The organism is uncultured Chitinophaga sp., from assembly GCF_937874145.1.
GTDB lineage: Bacteria > Bacteroidota > Bacteroidia > Chitinophagales > Chitinophagaceae > Chitinophaga.
In genome coordinates this window covers 1-17,422 of the sequence record NZ_CALNBI010000355.1, presented here as the reverse complement: position 1 = coordinate 17,422, position 17,422 = coordinate 1, and the positions used below count along the sequence as shown (strand labels likewise).

Annotated in this window: 19 protein-coding genes; 1 reads left to right on the top strand and 18 read right to left on the bottom strand. The window is 54.1% G+C overall.

All coding sequences use genetic code 11. From position 1 onward, the window contains the following. Window positions 1-7 precede the first annotated feature (7 nt). From rpmH to Q0510_RS17250, 16 genes are all read right to left on the bottom strand, one after another. Window positions 8-163 carry a 50S ribosomal protein L34 gene (gene rpmH / locus Q0510_RS17325; RefSeq protein WP_012788729.1) on the bottom strand — a complete coding sequence of 52 codons (156 nt, stop codon included), beginning with the start codon at window positions 161-163 and terminating at the stop codon, window positions 8-10. A gap of 240 nt (window positions 164-403) precedes the next feature. After that, window positions 404-940 carry an OmpH family outer membrane protein gene (locus Q0510_RS17320; RefSeq protein WP_298714684.1) on the bottom strand — a complete coding sequence of 179 codons (537 nt, stop codon included), beginning with the start codon at window positions 938-940 and terminating at the stop codon, window positions 404-406. A gap of 66 nt (window positions 941-1,006) precedes the next feature. Then, on the bottom strand, window positions 1,007-1,522 hold the full coding sequence (locus Q0510_RS17315; RefSeq protein ID WP_298714681.1) for an OmpH family outer membrane protein: 516 nt from the start codon (window positions 1,520-1,522) through the stop codon (window positions 1,007-1,009). Between the two features lie 53 nt (window positions 1,523-1,575). After that, window positions 1,576-4,254 carry a POTRA domain-containing protein gene (locus Q0510_RS17310; RefSeq protein ID WP_298714678.1) on the bottom strand — a complete coding sequence of 893 codons (2,679 nt, stop codon included), beginning with the start codon at window positions 4,252-4,254 and terminating at the stop codon, window positions 1,576-1,578. Window positions 4,255-4,297: 43 nt separating this feature from the next. Next, complete coding sequence (locus Q0510_RS17305; protein ID WP_298714675.1) at window positions 4,298-5,059, bottom strand: isoprenyl transferase; 762 nt, start codon at window positions 5,057-5,059, stop codon at window positions 4,298-4,300. A 140-nt stretch (window positions 5,060-5,199) separates the two neighbouring features. Further along, the gene (locus Q0510_RS17300; protein WP_298714672.1) at window positions 5,200-5,988 is read right to left on the bottom strand and encodes a DUF6089 family protein; all 789 of its coding nucleotides are present in this window, start codon (window positions 5,986-5,988) and stop codon (window positions 5,200-5,202) included. Between the two features lie 132 nt (window positions 5,989-6,120). Then, window positions 6,121-7,011 carry an NAD kinase gene (locus Q0510_RS17295; protein ID WP_298714669.1) on the bottom strand — a complete coding sequence of 297 codons (891 nt, stop codon included), beginning with the start codon at window positions 7,009-7,011 and terminating at the stop codon, window positions 6,121-6,123. After that, window positions 7,012-8,451, bottom strand: coding sequence for a POTRA domain-containing protein (locus tag Q0510_RS17290; protein WP_298714666.1), 1,440 nt, complete (start codon window positions 8,449-8,451; stop codon window positions 7,012-7,014). A gap of 19 nt (window positions 8,452-8,470) precedes the next feature. Further along, on the bottom strand, window positions 8,471-9,133 hold the full coding sequence (locus Q0510_RS17285) for a CBS domain-containing protein (RefSeq protein ID WP_298714663.1): 663 nt from the start codon (window positions 9,131-9,133) through the stop codon (window positions 8,471-8,473). 113 nt (window positions 9,134-9,246) lie between these two features. Further along, on the bottom strand, window positions 9,247-10,026 hold the full coding sequence (locus tag Q0510_RS17280; RefSeq protein ID WP_298714660.1) for an alpha/beta hydrolase: 780 nt from the start codon (window positions 10,024-10,026) through the stop codon (window positions 9,247-9,249). A gap of 66 nt (window positions 10,027-10,092) precedes the next feature. Continuing rightward, the gene (locus tag Q0510_RS17275) at window positions 10,093-10,638 is read right to left on the bottom strand and encodes a CvpA family protein (RefSeq protein WP_298714658.1); all 546 of its coding nucleotides are present in this window, start codon (window positions 10,636-10,638) and stop codon (window positions 10,093-10,095) included. A 7-nt stretch (window positions 10,639-10,645) separates the two neighbouring features. Next, complete coding sequence (locus Q0510_RS17270; RefSeq protein ID WP_298714655.1) at window positions 10,646-11,098, bottom strand: GatB/YqeY domain-containing protein; 453 nt, start codon at window positions 11,096-11,098, stop codon at window positions 10,646-10,648. Window positions 11,099-11,110: 12 nt separating this feature from the next. Beyond that, window positions 11,111-11,458 carry a gliding motility protein GldC gene (gldC, locus tag Q0510_RS17265; RefSeq protein WP_298714653.1) on the bottom strand — a complete coding sequence of 116 codons (348 nt, stop codon included), beginning with the start codon at window positions 11,456-11,458 and terminating at the stop codon, window positions 11,111-11,113. A 49-nt stretch (window positions 11,459-11,507) separates the two neighbouring features. Continuing rightward, a complete protein-coding gene (locus Q0510_RS17260; RefSeq protein ID WP_298714650.1) occupies window positions 11,508-12,578 on the bottom strand; it encodes a glycosyltransferase in 1,071 nt (356 codons plus the stop codon). 86 nt (window positions 12,579-12,664) lie between these two features. After that, window positions 12,665-13,096: a hypothetical protein gene (locus tag Q0510_RS17255; protein WP_298714648.1), complete on the bottom strand. Its 432-nt coding sequence runs from the start codon at window positions 13,094-13,096 to the stop codon at window positions 12,665-12,667. Window positions 13,097-13,143: 47 nt separating this feature from the next. Next, window positions 13,144-14,274, bottom strand: a complete 1,131-nt coding sequence (locus Q0510_RS17250; protein ID WP_298714646.1) for an ABC transporter permease — start codon at window positions 14,272-14,274, stop codon at window positions 13,144-13,146. Between the two features lie 373 nt (window positions 14,275-14,647). Between Q0510_RS17250 and Q0510_RS17245 the strand changes: the two genes are divergently transcribed. After that, a complete protein-coding gene (locus Q0510_RS17245) occupies window positions 14,648-15,640 on the top strand; it encodes a hypothetical protein (RefSeq protein WP_298714643.1) in 993 nt (330 codons plus the stop codon). Window positions 15,641-15,662: 22 nt separating this feature from the next. On the opposite strand, the gene Q0510_RS17240 is transcribed toward Q0510_RS17245, so the two are convergent. Both Q0510_RS17240 and Q0510_RS17235 read right to left on the bottom strand, forming a co-directional pair. Next, on the bottom strand, window positions 15,663-16,808 hold the full coding sequence (locus Q0510_RS17240; protein ID WP_298714636.1) for a glycosyltransferase: 1,146 nt from the start codon (window positions 16,806-16,808) through the stop codon (window positions 15,663-15,665). Window positions 16,809-16,810: 2 nt separating this feature from the next. After that, window positions 16,811-17,422, bottom strand: a 612-nt coding sequence (locus Q0510_RS17235; RefSeq protein WP_298714633.1) for an alpha/beta hydrolase, incomplete at its 5' end; no start/stop codon positions are given.

Genomic DNA, 17,422 nt, shown 5'->3' with positions numbered 1-17,422 from the left:
ATGACGATTATTTCAGCTTGCGCTCGTCAGATACAGTCAGTTTTTTTCTGCCTTTCGCCCTGCGGGATGCCAATACTTTACGTCCGTTGGCAGTTTCCATTCTCTTTCTGAAACCGTGTACGCTCTTTCTGCGTCTGTTGTGCGGTTGAAAAGTACGTTTCATCGTTTTTTAATATTTTCTACTTACTTAAAAACTTGTTTACCCATCCGTTTTTCGGGCGGGCAGACTGTGATCAGCCCCGTTTAAAACGGAAGGCAAAGGTAGGTTAAATAAATTTAAAAATGAAAAGCGGGCGGCAGAAAATTCAAACTTTGAAAAGATTTTCTTTCTAAACCCATGATTTCCAGTATAAAAAAAGGGCCCTGCTTTGGAACAGGGCCCCTATTTAAATGATTTTCAGCACTATTTAGCGGCTGCGGGAGCTGCGGTGGCAGGTACGCCCAGCTTGGTTTTAACCGGCGCCAGGATGTCGTCTGCCGCGGGGGAAACCAGCAGGGATCCACCGGAATTGTCGATAACGTAAGCGTAACCTTTTTCTTTGGCAACGTCTTCGATAGCTTTGCGGGCTTTATCGTACACGGGTTTCAGCAGTTCGTTTTGTTTCTGGCCGATTTTCTCACGGGCAGATTCTTCGTACAGCTGGATTCTCTTCTGCAGTTCCTGGATTTCTTTGATCTTCACTTCCTTCATCGTCTCGCTCTCTTCTTTGGGAGCGTTTTCGAAATCCTTCATTTTCTTATTGTATTCAGCCACCAGTGATCCGCTTTCTTTTTCGAGCGTACCGGCGAAAGTTTCAATGTCGGTCTGCGCTTTTTTATACTCGGGCATCGCTTCAATCAAGGCCTGGGTGTTAATATGCGCGATTTTGGTCTGAGCATTGGCCTTCACGCTGAAAAACCCGGTGAACGCAACAATAGCGATGATTACATACTTCTTCATGATGTTGTCTAGTTGTTTAAAAGAATGTAGAATGTTTAATTTTTATAGGTCTGTTGTCTCAAGGGATCATTTGTTGACACCCAACGCTTTCAAAATCTCTTCGCTCTTGTCCAGTTTCGGGTCGGCGAAAATCACCGTGATACCGCCGGACTTGTCTAGTACAAAGTCGTACATCCTGCTGGTAGCCAGCTTCTGTACGGCGTTGTAAATCTTGTCCTGGATGGGTTTCACGAGCTCTTCACGCTTCTTGAACAGGTCGCCTTCGTATCCGAATCTTTTCTTCTGCAGGTCTTTGGCTTCTTTTTCGCGGGCGATGATCTCATCTTCACGCTTCCTTTTCAGATCGTCGGTCAGCATTACCGCCTCTGCCTGGTAGGATTTGTACATCTTGTCCACTTCCTGGAACTGGGCGTCGATTTCCTTCTGCCACTGTTCCGCTACCGCGTCGAGCTTCTTCTGCGCGTCTTTGTAGTCGGGAATGCTTTCCAGGATGTATTTCGTATCAATTACACAATACCGCTGTGCGAAAGCGCCTCCGAAGGCACCCAGCACTAAAATCATGGTAATTAAGATTCTTTTCATCGGTCGTAATGTTTTTAAGCGAAAAACAGGCTTCGCAATATATAATAATTTTCTTATTCCGGCTCAAAGCCCAGCATGAAGGTGAATTTAGCTGCGTCCTTCATACCGCCTCCGGGCCTTAATCTATCCAAACCTATGCCATAGTCGAAGCCGAGCAGACCGAACATGGGGAGATAGAACCGCGCACCCAGACCAACTGACCGGCGGAGGCGGAACGGATCGTATTCCTTGATATCCTGGTAACCGTTGGCGGCTTCGAGGAACATCAGGCCGAAGATCGTGGAGCTCGGGTTGAGGCTGAAGGGATAACGCAGTTCCACGACATATTTATTAAACATCGAGAAACCGGAATACCCTGCCGGCGGCGCACCGCTTTCCGGATTGAGCTTCGGATTGGAAGTGTAATATACCGGGTAACCGCGCTGCGAGATGATATCACGGTCATACACCGCGAAGTTGCTCAAACCGTCGCCACCCAGCTCGAAGCGGCCGAAGGGCGAAAGCGTGGTGCGGTTATTATAAGAACCCACATAACCAAACTTGGCAGCCACCTTCAGTACCAGCGACTTATTGTCGGTGCCGCGCGGGCGGGAAAGGGGAACGTACCATTCTGCGTTCAGGCGGTATTTCTGGTATTCGATGAATTTGAACTGCTCCGCGATCGGCAGGGACTTGTAATCCTTGTCGGGGTTCAGCACCGAGTAAGGCGGCGTGAACTGGCCGAACAGCATGAAGCTGGAACCACTGCGCGGGAAGATCTGCTGGTCAACCGAAGAACGGGCCAGGGTCAGGCGCAGCGAAAGGTTGTTAGCCGTACCGTTGTCGAAGCCTTCCATCCCGAAGTAGTTGAAATCTTTCAGCTGGTAGCGCTGATAGTTCAGGGAGTACATGAGGGAGAAGAAGTCGTCGGGCCATTTCAGCTGCTTACCGATAGAAACGGAACCACCAAGTACCCGGAAGTAGGCGCCTTTGTTGGCCACGGGCATATTATAATATTCCGCGAAGGCATTCGGGTTTTGGTAAGTACTATAGAAGCTCACGGAGAAGGGGTTACGCTTCTTCCCGCCGAGCCAGGGCTCGGTGAACGAGAAGTTGTAGGAGCGGTAAGCCTTACCGTTGGAGGATATACGCACGCTCAGCTTCTGGCCGTCGCCGGAAGGCAGCGGGTCCCAGGTTTCCTTTCTGAAGATGTTGCGCAGCGAGAAGTTGTTGAACGTTACGCCGAGGGTGCCGGTCAGACCGATATACCCGCCCCAGCCTGCGGAAAGCTCCAGCTGGTCGTTCGCTCTTTCTTCCACTTTATAATCGATGTCCACTGTCCCTTCCTGTACGTTGGGAACAGGGTTGATGCCGATGGTTTCCGGGTTGAAGAAGCCGAGCTGGGAAATTTCGCGCTGTGAACGGATGAGGTTCTGGCGGCTGAATTTATCGCCGGGCATGGTCCGCAGTTCGCGGCGGATCACGTGCTCGTTGGTTTTTTCGTTACCCGCGATGCGGATGTCTTTGATGGTAGCCTGGGGGCCTTCCTGCATACGGATCTCGAAGTCGATGGTATCGCCGCGGATGCCGATCTCCACAGGGTCTACCTGGAAGAAGAGGTAACCGTCGTCCATATACAGCGAGCTGATGTCGCCACCTTCGGGGCCGGGAGGCGTTCCGAGGCGTTTGTTCAGCAGTTCCAGGTTGTACACGTCTCCCTTGCGGATGCCCATCGCGCGCGAGAGGATGGTATCGCTGTACACGGAGTTACCGCGCCAGGTGATGGTCCCGAAGTAATATTTCTTGCCTTCGTCCACCTTCATTTCGATGTTCAGGTTTCCTTTGGCGTTGTTATACAGCGTGTCGTCCACGATCTGGAAATCGCGGTGGCCTTTGGAGTTGTAGTAAGCGATGATCTTTTCCTTGTCTTCCTCGTATTTGGTATCGTTGAACTTGGCAGAAGAGAAGAGGTGGAAGCGGAAGTAGGGATCAAGCTTCTGGAGGGTGCGGGTAGCGGAAAGGTAACCCATTTCCTTCCAGTAATTGTCGGTGGTGGCCATGCTGTCGACCCAGGCCGTAGCATTGTCCGGATAAAGGGTGAAACGGCTCAGCTCCTTGGTACCCTTCATTTTCTTTTTGATCGTGTTATCGCCTACGTTATAGTTGTGGACGATGTTGATGTCGTTCACCTTCACCTTGTGGCCTTTGTCCACGATGAAGTACACGGTAGCGGAGTTGATGGCCGGCGGGGGATCCTTGCGGATGTCCATTTTCATGGATACGTTGCGGTAGCCCTTGTCGGCGTAGTATTTACGGATAACGTTATACGTATTCTGCTGCATGGCTTCCGTTACCACGGAGCCTTTGCGGATAGCGGCCTTGGTGGCCAGCTCATCGCCATCGGTTTTTTTAATGCCTTTCCAGTAGAAGTTGGACATGCGGGGCTTTTCCACGAGGGTGATTTCCAGCCAGATTTTGTCTCCTTCGATTTTGTTGATGTAAATGGCGATGTTGGAAAAAAGTCGTTGTCCCCAGAGTGCCTGGATAGCCTTGGCGAAGTGGTCGCCGGGCAGCACTACCTTGTCGCCCACATTAAGGCCGGAGAGGGACAGGAGGAGGGATTTGTCGAGAAATTCGGTGCCGGTAACGGCGATATCGGCAATCTCGTACTGTTGTGGGTTGCCCAGGGACCAGGGGCTGATGTCTGCCGGTTGGCTCGGCAGCGGTACCGTATCCCTTTGTTGGGCACGCACAGTTAACCCCGCGCTGCAACATAAAACTACGGCCAGTAGGCTTTTAGGAAACAATTTCTTCATTCTGCTGTATTTGTTCGCTTGTTTTGCCGAATCTACGTTCTCTGTTTTGATAATTAAGGATGGCTTCGTAAAGATTTTCCTTGCGGAAGTCGGGCCAGCGGGTATTGGTGAAATACAGTTCCGCATAGGCGATCTGGTACAAAAGGAAATTGCTGATACGGTGTTCCCCTGAGGTCCTGATCATCAGCTCGGGATCTGGCAGTTGGGAGGTACTGAGATATTTGGACCAGCTTTCGTGGTTGATATCTTCCGGATTGATTTTTCCTTCTTTCGCATCCCGTGCGATGGCGCGCACGGCTTCCAAAATTTCCCAACGGGAACTGTAGCTGAGGGCCATGACGAGATTCAGGCCCGCATTCGGGGCCGTGATTTCGCGTGCTTCCTCCAGTTCTCGCTGGCAATGGGGGGGCAGCATGTTCATGTCGCCAATCACATGCAGCCGGATATTATTGCGGTTGAGGGTGTCCACTTCTTTACGGATAGTAGTCACCAACAGCTCCATAATGCCGTTGACTTCGTAAACCGGGCGGTCCCAGTTTTCGGTAGAAAATGCGTACAGTGTCAGGTATTCTATGCCTAATTCGGCACAACCCTCCACGATATCACGCACACTTTCCACTCCCTGATGATGCCCATACAGCCGGTCCTGACCCCGCTCCTTGGCCCATCGGCCGTTACCGTCCATGATAATGGCGATGTGTCGGGGCAGTCGTTGCAGGTCTAATTGATCCTTCAAACTCATGACTAAATCAGGCGTATTAATACAGATTTACTAAAAGTGTGCAAAGATACAAAAATAACTTTATGGCCTTTCCTGCAAAGGGGGGCGGGCCGTTTTAACGTAGTTTTAACGGGAAGTGCCGTCCGCAGAGGGTTAGGGGGTTAAAATTTACAGTGGTAAGAGGTGAAAAGGATGCCCAGGGTGAGCTCTATAGTGGCAAATTGGTCTTTATCCCGGCTGTTGCCCCGCTGCCGGCCTGCCACCCCGATGGGAGGGTTGCTGGTAACGGTGGAACGGTCCTGGAGGATGGCGGCGATCGTACTGCTGCCGTCGGGCTTGGTCGCAAAATTCGAAATCCCCGCATAAGTGGTGCTCACATCGTCCAGGTAATCCGTCTGCGCAAAACGGAAAAGCACCTCCAGCCCCAGGTTCAAACGGCGGTTCAGGCTGTATTTCACCCCGCCGCCCATCAAAAATGCGAAATTATAAAGGGAATATGGCTTCCTGTCAGGGTATGCCGGCGAACGCTGCCCCTCGGTGCCCAGGGGCTGCAGGTAGTACTTACGGTCGTCGTAATAGGCGTACGGGTTAAAATGAAACGCCGAAGCCCCCACCGTCAGGTAAGGCGAAAAACGATACTCATCACTCCCCGGCTCAAACCGGAAAAAGTTAAAATCCCCCTGCAAAGCCAACTCAAATATGTTTGAGTTGAAGCTGAGGTTCCGCTTCCGCTGGAAGTCGTTTTCGCTGTACACGTCCGAATACCCCACGTTCATATACCGAAAGTGGGCCCGGGCGCCGATATAGTCATTGAAATATTTCCTGTAAAAAATGCCGACCGCCGGCTTGGGAGACTTCAAGCCGCCGTGAGTGTTGAGATCCCCGAAATAATGGGACGCCCCGGCCGTAAAGCCCAGCTCCCCCACATAACTCAGTTCCTGCTGCGCCACGGCCTTATTCAGCCAGCCGGCGCAAAAAAGAACCGCTATTCCGGTTGTTTTGCTTAAAAATCGCGTGATCAGCATAAATATGTGTAAAACGTAATTTAGGGCTTTTTGGTATGACAAATATAAGCCGCCCCCTTATTTACCCCGCGCATTCCGCGTGTCGATCCCCCACAACAGCTTGTCTCTCAGCGTATGTAAAAAATTGCTTTCGTTGAGCCGCAACAGTTGAATCGTGAAATCCTCCTTCTTCACCGCCAGCTGCACCCGGTTGTCGATCACCTCCATCCGGGAATCCAGGGTACAGATGAACTGGTCCGACCGGCCCTCCACCTCAAAAGAGATCACATTATCGTCGGGCACCACGATGGGCCGCACGTTCAGGTTGTGGGGCGCCACCGGCGTGATCACGAAGCTCGCCGCTTCGGGGAATACGATCGGCCCGCCGCAGCTCAGGGAATACCCTGTAGAACCGGTGGGCGTGGCCACGATGAGCCCGTCGGCCCAATAAGTATTTAAAAATTCACCGTTCAGGTAGGTATGGATCTTCACCATGGCGGAAGTATCCTTCTTGTGGATCGTGAACTCGTTCAGCGCATAGGGCACATCCCCGAAAAGCGGGGTGCTCGCGTCGAGGTGGAGCAAAGTCCGCTTGTCGACCACGTAGCTGCGGCTGACAAGGGAGTCCACCACTTCATGCACCGCATTCCGCCCGATACCCGCCAAAAAGCCCAGCCGCCCGAAATTCACGCCCATCACGGGAATATTCTTGTCGCGGATGAAGCTCACCGTGTCGAGCAGCGTACCATCGCCCCCGAGGCTCACGAGGAACTCGATGCGGCCGTCGAGGTCTTCGGCGCGGGAAAAAGTATCGGTATCCGGGGAAAACTGGATGTGCGCGCAGAGCTCCTTGTACACGGGCTCATACACGACGGGCACTATTTCCTGCCGGGCCAGTTCGTTCAGCAACAGTTGTATATCTTCCAGGTCTTCTTTAACAAAGCCGCGGCTGTAAAGGGCTACATGCATTTACATATCCAGTTTAGCGTGTAAAAATAGTCCTTTTTCTCCCAATTGGTTGATACTGTATTCGAAGCGGATGCAGGTATCGTAAAAAGACACGACATCCAGCCCCACGCCGGCGGTGTACAACATCCGGTTGCTGAGATCGCCCCGCAGCCCGAGTTTCGAATACCCATACCCCATATCCCCGTAAGCCTTGGCCAGCACGCGGACCGGCAGGTTGCTGAATTTCTTCGGCACGATCGGCAGCCTCACTTTGAAATTAAGCAATTCCCGCCGCAGGGTGTTTTTCAGGATGAAGAACGCCGTTCCGTCCACTACGTAATATTCCAAACCACGCAGGTAATCGTCGCCATACCCCAGAGCCCGCGACGCCGCATATGGCAGGTCGTTCGGGAACTTCACCTGCCCCAGGAGGCTCACCGCCCCGTACGTTTTCGGGGCAAATTGCCAGTATTTCGCGCCTTTCAGGCGGATTTTCACGAAATCGATGTCGTTTAAAGGCCCCAGGCCTGCTTTCGACACCTCCCCACGGAACGATTGCCCCACCAGCGGGTATTGCCAGCTATCCGCCTGGATGTAATCCAGCCGGTACACCAATTCCGCATAATGGACGGATGTGCGCCCGTCGCCGAGGTAATTGGGATTCAGCTTCGCCACCGAATCCGCCACAGACTCGCTGTGATACGTCAAAAACGCCTGGTGCCTGGTGGAAATGGCTTTGCGATAGGTATAACTTACCCCAAAAGCCATCTGCCGGCGCAGAAAATCGTCCTGCCGGAAGAATTGCTGCTTATTGTCTTCAGAAATGTAATTGATTTCGCGGTTCCGGCTGAAGGAAGCCGAAAACCCGATGCCGTGCCGCAGCTTCCGGTCGATGTACGGCAGCGTGTACCCCAGCACGAATTTCTGGGTATAACCGAAGGAAATGTCGGTATAAAGCTCGTCGTTCCGCCCGGTCAGGTTATCCTGCCAGGCTTTGACGCCCACGTTCACGCGGCGGAGGCTCTTTTTCTGCTCCACCCACCATTGATTGAAGTTCCGGTCGGCCAGTTTGAAAACGGGAAATGCGAGGAGGTACCATCTTTCCCAAACATCGAACACCACGTTGGCTTCGTTGCCGTTCCAGTCTTTGACGTTGGTCAGCACATTGAGGAAGAGCGAAGTGTTGAGGAGCTGCTTGCGGTTGGTTTCGAGGATGGACTGGAGGTTCCGCAGGCGGAGGGTGTCTCCGGGTTTGATACCGATTTCGCGGAGGATGACGGAGCGCCGGGTGCGCTTGTTACCGGTCACAACGATATCCCGCACAACGATGTACGAGGTGTCTTGCAGGACCGTGAGCTGCTCCGGCGCGGGCTGGGAGGCAGAATCGGCGACCTGGGCGCGGGCGGGCAGGGCGGCGAGCAGGCAGAGCCACAGGCCGGATATGTTAAAAACAGTGCGCAAACAGTTGCATTTTCGAAGACTACATGCTGATGTAGTTCATGAGGAGGTCATAGTTCTTTTTAAGTAGATCTTCTTCCAACTCTTCACTGAACATGTATTTGATGGTATAATTGAATCTTTCGAAAGTGGCGATGAGGCCCTGCATTTCCTGACGGTTGGTTTTGAGCACCACTTCCAGCCGGGCGGTAGAGGGATTGGTGAGGGTATTTACGCTCAGGAGAGTGACTTCGTTGCTTTCGGCGATCCGCGCGATTTCGCTGAGGCTGTAGTCGCGGGGTTCCATTTCGAGCACCACTACGCCGCCGGGCTCTTTCACGCCGTTATATTGGGCGAGTGAGCCCAGCAGGTTTTCCCGCGTGATCACGCCGAGATATTCCCCTTCCCTGGAAATAACGGGGAGGGCGGAGATCCTTGTGTCGTAGAAGACTTTCAGCGCTTCATAGAAGTGCGCGCCTTCGGGCACGGCCGGTTTCAGGGTGCCTGGGGCGGAGGATTGCAGCAGCTGGTCGGGGTCTTCCCAGTCCAGCACCTGATCCTCCTCCACGAGGTAGGCATACTTATTATCCACCACCAGCGGCAAATGCGTCAGATGAAATTCATTCATGAGCCTTAGCGCTTTGGCACCCGTGTCCTGCGGCAGCAGCACCGGTACAACGGTCGATATAAGTTCCTGCACCAACATAGAGATCGTGTTTCTTTTACAATAATAGCAAAGAATATTCCAATAGCCAGCGGGCGGGCTATTTAAATTACGGAATCGCGGAGCAATGGCGCGGCAGCGATGACGGGCGGTTGTCAGGCTCCGGCTACGGCTTTGTTGTTCAGGCGCTGGAGATAGTCGTGCATGATCCGGTTGAATTCGTCGGGCACTTCCATCATGGGCGCGTGGCCGCATTTGTCGACGAAATGCAGTTCGGAATTGGGGATCAGCTTCTTGAACTCCTCACCTACCATGGGCGGCGTCACCGTATCGTTGAGCCCCCAGATGAGGAGCGTCGGCGTTTTGATGGTGGTCAGCTCTTCGCCGAGATTGTGGCGGATGGCGGATTTGGCGAGGGTGATGATCTTGATGACTTTCAGGCGGTTGCTGGTGATTTCGAATACTTCGTCAACCAGTTCCTTCGTGGCCATTGCGGGATCATAAAAAGTGAGCGCGGTCTTGTTCCGGATGTATTCGTAGTCGCCGCGCTTGGGGTATGTTTCGCCCATCCCGTTTTCGAACAGCCCGGAGCTGCCGGTAAGGATGAGGGATTTCACCCTTTCGGGATGTTTCAGGATATAAACAAGCGCCACATGCCCTCCCAGGGAGTTACCCATGAGATGGAAGTTGTTGTAGTCGCGGGCTTCAATAAATTTATGCACGTATTTGGCCAGGCCGCCTACGGAGGTTTCCAGGATATTCAGGTCAAACAAGGGCAGCATGGGGATTACCACTTTATTGAACTGCTTGAAATATTCAATAGTACCGCTGAAATTACTCAGGGCACCGAACAGTCCGTGCAAAAGTATAATCGGTTCTCCTTCTCCTTCTTCGATGAACCTAAATTTGCCCTGTGTTTTGATTTCGTAATTCATTACCGTTGCTTGAAGTCAATTTTGCGCTAAAATAATTCTTTTTCTTAATTCAAATAACCTCCGTTATCAGGGGGTTTGTACCGGTATCTTCCCGGCGGCGCCTTCAAAAAAGGCCTCCAGTTCGGCAAAAACGTCCCTGAACAGGGGGATTATCGTGCCCAGGCGGTCCATCACCCAGGGCCCAACAGGCTCGATATAGGGATACACAACGGATTGGAGCTTGGTCTCCGGATTCAGCAGGTACAGTTGATTGGCCATCCACAGCAACACGCTGTATACGATCGTAAATAGGGTAGCGTATAAAAGGATGCCGCCCAGCCGGTTAAGCCATCCCAGCATCGACCACTCCACAACTTTTTGCAGGGCGGCCGCACCGAGGCGGATCAGCACTACTACGGCCAGAAATATAACAAAAAAACAAACTACCGGCCACCAGCGCCCGTCCATACCCGACTCCCCCAGCCATGCCGCCAGTACGGCAGAAAGCTTCAGGGCGGCGGCTAGCCCTATCACGCACGCCACCAGCGAGAAAACGGCGGCGATAAATCCCCGCACGAATCCCCGGTACAGCGCGTACGCCATAAGAATGGCGAAAACTACGTCGATAGCCAAAGGCAGGTTATTTGGTCAGTAATTCCTTCACCAGCGCGGAAATCGCTTTCCCGTCGGCCTTTCCGGCCAGCTGCTTGGTAGCGGCTCCCATCACTTTGCCCATATCGGCCGGCCCGCTGGCGCCCACCGCCGCGATGATCCCCGACACTTCCGCACGGAGCTCTTCCCCGGTCAGCTGCTTGGGCAGGTAACGCTCGATGATCGCCAGTTCTTCCTCCTCTTTCACAGCCAGGTCGGCACGGTTCTGCTGGCGGAAGATCTCGATGGAGTCTTTACGCTGCTTGGCAAGCTTCTGCAACAGCTTCTGCTCGTCGGCTTCCGTCAGCTCTCCCGAAGCGCCTTCGGCGGTTTTAGCGACCAGCACGGCGGCCTTAATAGCGCGAAGGGCGCGCAGTTCGGCTTCCGCTTTGGCCAGCATGGCGGTTTTGATGGCTGCGTTGATAGTTAACTCTAAAGACATATTCCGGGTTTGTTACTGGTTTTGATTTTTGAGTTTCTCTTCGAATTTCTTGTAGAAATCGGCGGCAAAAGCACGGATGTCATTCGCCTGGTCTGCCCAGGGCGTGGCGCGCTGGTAGGTGTCGGCCATGGTCATCATGGTCTGATAGAAGAAATCAGCCATTTCGTCCACCATCATCTCCTTGGTCCACAAGTCGATACGAAGGGCGGTACGGTCGGTGCCATCCCAGAATGCCACCATCATGGCCTTTGCTTTGTTCATGCGGTCGGCCGTGCTGTCGGTAGCGGTCCATTCAATGGACTCGGGTACTTTCTGCTCATCGAGCGCCACTTGTATCTGGATGGTAGATTTTTTCGTCATGTATATTTTTTCAGTTTGAGTCGCAAAAATAAGCAATTACCGGGCAAAGTCAGGCGGTAACGATCTGCCCGAGGGTTTCGGCCGCTTCGTCCCAGCTGGGAACGTGGCCGATATGGTTGAGCAGCCGGCTGCGCAGCATTTCGTCTTTATACAGGGCGCTCATCTTCTCGGAGAGGTCGGTAACGTCGTCTGGCACGGAATTGAGCGCCGCATCCTGCCCCGCTTCCGGCGAAGCCCCGGCATACAGCGCCACGGCGGGCACCTTGCACTTTTGCCCGGCGAGGATGGGAACCGCGAGCCCGTCGGCCCCTGCGGTATGCACCACGGCATATGCTCCGCCCATCAGGCGCGCGAGGGTTTCGGCGTCGGCGTCTTTGATCCAGATCACGTCTTGACGGAACTTGTAAGTCTGCAAAGCCTGCACGATATCTTCCCCTTCCGCCGTAGCCTGCCCGGCCAGTACCAGTTTGATGCTGGACCGGAGGCGCTTTTTCAGCATGGAAAAAGCTTTCAGCAAAGGAATAATATTATTGGATGGATCGATGCTGCCCACGGCCAGGTAATATTCCATTCCGTCGGCGAATTCCCTTTTCACTTCTTCCCTTTCTTCCCAGTTCAACGCCACAAATACCTCGCTCACACCGGGCGCCAGCATGCGGATGCGGTCGTTGATGCGGGGAAAGCGGTTGGTCAGCTGCTCTTTCGTGAATTCGGAAAACACCCCCACGGCCTTGAAACGCCGGATATTCTCGTCGGTGGTGGCCCCGAAAGGGAGTATCCCCGTGCGGGTCATGACGAGGAAGGAATCCACGTCGAAGGGAATGGGCAGCACGTCGTTGAAGTACAGCACGCGGCCGGCCTTCAGCTTCTTCACCATTTTGGGCCATTGGTACCGGCGCCAGATGAACTGGCCGACTTTCCCCTTGAGCACGGGTTTCAGCACCGCCACCCGGACGTTCAGGGGCAGGGGTTCCGCAGGCGCCCAGGCCTTCGCGGCGATCAACACAAATTCCACATCAGGGTGCAGCCGGGCGATCCGGACCAGCATTTCAGTAGGCACATTCCCTGTATCGGCAGGTGTATCCTGCATCAGGGGCAGCGCATTCACGGCTATTCGCATGAAAATCTATTAAATCAGTGCACAAACCTAAATAAAAAAAGGGTGTTCCCGGCCGGGAATCGCCCTTTTACTTTATGGCAGCAGTTTTAATTGGTTTTGTTCATCACCCCGAACCGGTAAGTTTTCGTATTGCCCGGCTTGTTGTTGGAAGTGACCGTTACCACGATATCGGCGACCTGCCGTTGGGGCAGATTGATGAGCGTAAAGGTGACGGTCCCTTCTTTACTGATCACCGCCGCGTTCTGCGGAATCGGATCGCCGTTGGGCGCCGTGGCAGTCACGGTAACGGTGACGCCGTCGGGCGGGAGGGGCTTGGATGTCAGCTTGATGGAAATTTGCAGCGTTTCCCCGGTGGCAGCGTTGTCGTCGCGGTTGAGGTGGATGCCGGGGATTTCGGCCAGCAGCTCCGATTCTTCACCCGGACGGGGAACGGGATCGCCGCTTTTCTTCTTTTTACAGCCTGGTGCCACGAGGGCGAAGGCGCAAAGGAGCATACAAAGGGTTCTCGTCAGAGACATGGTAATCTTATTAAAATACTTAAAATTAAAAATAAATATAATGCCGGTCAAATTTTTCCGCGGACGTCCAGTGCGTCCCGGAGGCCATTTCCAAGGAGATTGAAAGCCAATACCAAAAGCATGATCGCCAGTCCGGGTGCGAGGGCTAAAAGTGGGTTGTGGGTGATGATGAAATTGTAATTTTCCTTGATCATAAGCCCCCAGGACGGCTGCGGCGGCTGTACCCCTACGCCCAGGAAGCTCAATCCAGCCTCCACCACTATGGCAGTGGCGAAATTGCCCGCGGCCACCACCATCACTGGCCCCATGATATTCGGGAGGATGTGCCGGACGATGGTGCGGGTGTGCCCGTACCCCAGCGCCCGCGTGGCTTCCACGAACTGCAGCTCCCGCAGCCCTAAAACCTGCCCCCGTATAATGCGCGCCACGCTCACCCACATGGTGAGCCCCACGGCGATGAATACTTGCCAGAATCCCTTCCCGAGCGCCAGCGTGATGGCAAACACCAGCAGCAGCGTAGGCATGCTCCAGATCACGTTGATGAGCCACATCACCCCTTCGTCCACCGCCCCGCGAAAATACCCCGCCACGGAACCGAGGAGAATCCCGATCGTCAGCGAAATCAGCACGGCGATGCAACCCACGCTCAGGCTCACCCGCGTACCCACGAGCAGGCGGCTCAGGATGTCGCGGCCGAATTTATCGGTGCCGAGGCGGTACGTTTTCCGGGACAAATGATCTTTCCCGACCACCGCCTGGGCGCCGGCCAGGTCGGTTATCGCCGAATCCTTTCCGTACAATACCTGCGCCAGCGAATATGCCGCCGGAACAGTGGTGGTTTCGTCCGCATATTTTTCGACCAGGATAGAATCATGGGAAAAACGCCAGGTGGTAACGGGCACCAGCACATCCGATGGCGTTTCGCCGTAAATGAGCCGGCGGAGGAAGCCTTCATCCCGGGGCGCGTGCGCCTGGCGGAGGGAAAGCATCTGCACGGAGAATCCGGGCCGCTGCCCGCCGATTTCCAGCACCATCCGGTTGGCATGCGAAGTGCCGTCCGGCGCCAGGAAATACGCGAACACGGCCACCACCAGCGCCAGTACGATGACCGCCAGCCCCGCCACCGCGCCCTTGTTGCGCCGCAGCCGCTTCCATGCCTGTTGGGTAAATGCATCCATGCGGTTACCAAAATAGCGTAAATACGAGACTTTTCGGAAGAATTGCCTGCGCGTTTTTTTTCATTTATGAGGATCGCCCATATATAAGCATATCGGCGCCATAAGGGCTTTCGCCATCACACGAAAATCAACAAACAGACATCGATCCGTACAATAACAAGCCTTACAAATTCCGTAATTTCTGATACACAGATGCCAACGTATTGCTTAAGACGAGACACAGAAATAATCCGGTTAAGACAAGGCCCGGCACAGTGAATTTTTATGCTTGAGACAAAACATCAAACCCACCAGGAATCTATGCCCGAAGCAAGACACATTTAGAAATCCCGATAGTAACCAATTTATCATTCATCATTAAACGACACAGTTTATGGAAACACTCCAATTGCCGCAGATTTTCTGCCCATTCCCCACTATGCTCAACCCATTCGCCAAGGAAGCCGAAAAACACACCGCCGAATGGGTCGCGCGGTTCGGCCTGGTAAAATCCGAAAAAGCGCGCGAACGTTTCAACCGCGCCAAATTCGCCATGCTTTCGTCGCGGGCGTTCCCCACTGCCGGGCGTTTCGAACTTTGCATCGCCGCAGAATTCAACACCTGGCTGTTCCTGCTGGACGACAAAAACGACGAATCCATGTTCGGAAAGCTCGATTACCTGCAGATGGTCCACTCGTTCGTCAGCCAGATCCTCCGCAACAGCACGGTGGTGGCGCCGGAAGATGGGATCGCCCTGGCAGACAGCTTCGCCGATCTCTGGAAGCGCATGCGCCGCATTGGCAGCCCCGCCTGGCAGCAGCGCTTCGTCAAAAGCATGACCGATTATCTTGACGCCTGCCTTTGGGAAGTGCAAAACAGGATGGCCCACAAAGCCCCGTCGGTAGCCGATTACATCGAAAAACGCCCCTACACCGGCGCGCTTTATGCCGATATCGAGCTGATCGAGATCCTCGAAAGCATTTACCTGCCGGATGAAGTGCGCAACCACGAATCCGTGCAGCAGCTTTCCCTCGCCTGCAACAACGTGGTGTGCTGGGCCAACGACCTCTTTTCGTTCGACAAGGAACGCCGCCAGGGCGATGTGCACAACCTGGTAGTGGTACTGAAGGAAGAGCGCTCCCTTACGCTGGAATCCGCCGTGGCGGAAGCCGCGCGCATGCACGACGAAGAAGTGCGCCGCTTCATTGCCCTCAGCGAAAGCGTCCCGAATTTCGGGGAAGAAGTGAACGACGAGCTGCAGCGCTACATCTGCGTCCTCAAAGCCTGGATGCGCGCCAATCTCGACTGGAGCTTCGGCGATACGGCACGCTACCGCATGCACATCCGCGAAACCGCCAGCGGCAACTGGCTCATCTCACGGATATGACGCTACGAAAAAGAAAGGGCGGCTAGTGAACCTGCCGCCCTTTCCATTCGTAAGTTCCGAATTTGCCCAGCCATCCGGCGAGCACAACATAAATAATATGGAACGGCTGCCCGGGTACGAACCACGGGAGCAGGGAGCGTTTGCCGAAAAAGCTGGCTACGGGGATGAGGAAACACAGTTCCAGCACCACTTTGTACACCGCGAGCCAAAGCAGCCACATGCGCAGGGCCGGCGTAAAAATCGCCACGATCCCCATGAGCAGCAGCATCACGTTCCAGAGATAAACGATCACCAGCACGCGGGTGATCCGCTTGTCCTCGTACTTGTCCGCTTTCGATGACCACCGGATACGCTGGTTCATGAACCCTTTCACCGTGTCTACCGGCAGGGTGCGGACGATCGCGTCCTGCGACTTCAGGTAATGGACGCTGCCGGGGTAGGCGTGGTAGATCTTGTACATGAGCAGCATATCGTCGCCGGAAGCGATCATGTCGATCCCGGTGAAGCCGCCTACTTCTTCGAACGCCGTTTTCTCATACGCCAGGTTGGCCCCGTTGCACATGGTGCCCGATTCCAGGTAGGCCACGGCGCCGGTGATGCCTTGCATGGTCATGAAGTCGAGGGACTGGAGTTTCTTGAAGAAGTTGTTCTCTTTATGGTAAGCCACCGGGGCCGCGATAAACTTGGGCCGGTGGATTTCGTAGCATTTGACGATCGTTTCGAGCCATTTGGACCCCATCACGCAGTCGGCGTCGGTGGTGACGATGAGGTGGCCGGTGGCGGCGGCGATGGCTGTTTCGATGGCTTTTTTCTTGTACGCGTTGAGGCGCTCTTCCGGGCTGAGGTGGTCGGCCATGCGGATGAGGCGGACGTTGGTGGCGGGGAAGTAGCGGACGGTATCGGCGGTTTGATCGGTGGAGAAATCATCCACCACGATCACTTCGAACAGGTTGGCGGGATAGCTCTGCTGCTGAAGGGCTTCCAGCAAAACAGGCAGGTTGCGTTCCTCGTTGCGGGCCGGGATGATGACCGACACGCGGGTGTTGAACGTATAGGCGTGGGCCGAGGGGTCGAATCGCTTCAGGCGGCTCCAGCCATATAGATACGACAGCATCAAAATACCGTAGAGTAAAGCAAGTCCGAGCGTAATGATCAATAATGCAGTCATTCCTAAGAAATCGAAATGTTATTTCTGATGATAAAACCTAATTGTTCCGTGATGAGCTGGTGGCCCTTATCGAGTACCAGCAGCCTGCACGGGAAAGAACCGTCTGCGAAGCGCTCACCGATAACCGGCGGGATGACGCGGTCATACTTGCCGAATATCAGCAGCGAATCGATCCCCGATTGCGCCATCCGGCGCTTGCACAGTTTTTTGCGGGGCAGCATCCGCCGCATGATGGTCCAGACATTATAGACCAGCTGCCGTTTTTCCAGGCGGTCCATCCGGTGGAGCGCAAATTTGTAGACGCTTTCGTTCAAAAGGCCGCTTCGCCGCCAGAAGGCCAGGAGGCGAAAAAAAAGAGCAGGGTTACGGGTATTGTACGAAAAAATCCGGTTTCCCAATATGGTCCTGGTGGCAAACATATGCCAGGGGTTGTTCTTCAACCCGTCGGGCGCCGCCAGGATGAGGTGCCTGATCCTGTCAGCCATCTGCTCGACGATGCATAGGCTCAACCTCCCGCCCATACTATAACCCAGGAGGGAGAAGGTTTGTTTGCCGGTTTTTTCCAATATTTTTTCTACCAAAGCCGCAAGGTCCCGTTTTTCCATAGGCCGGCC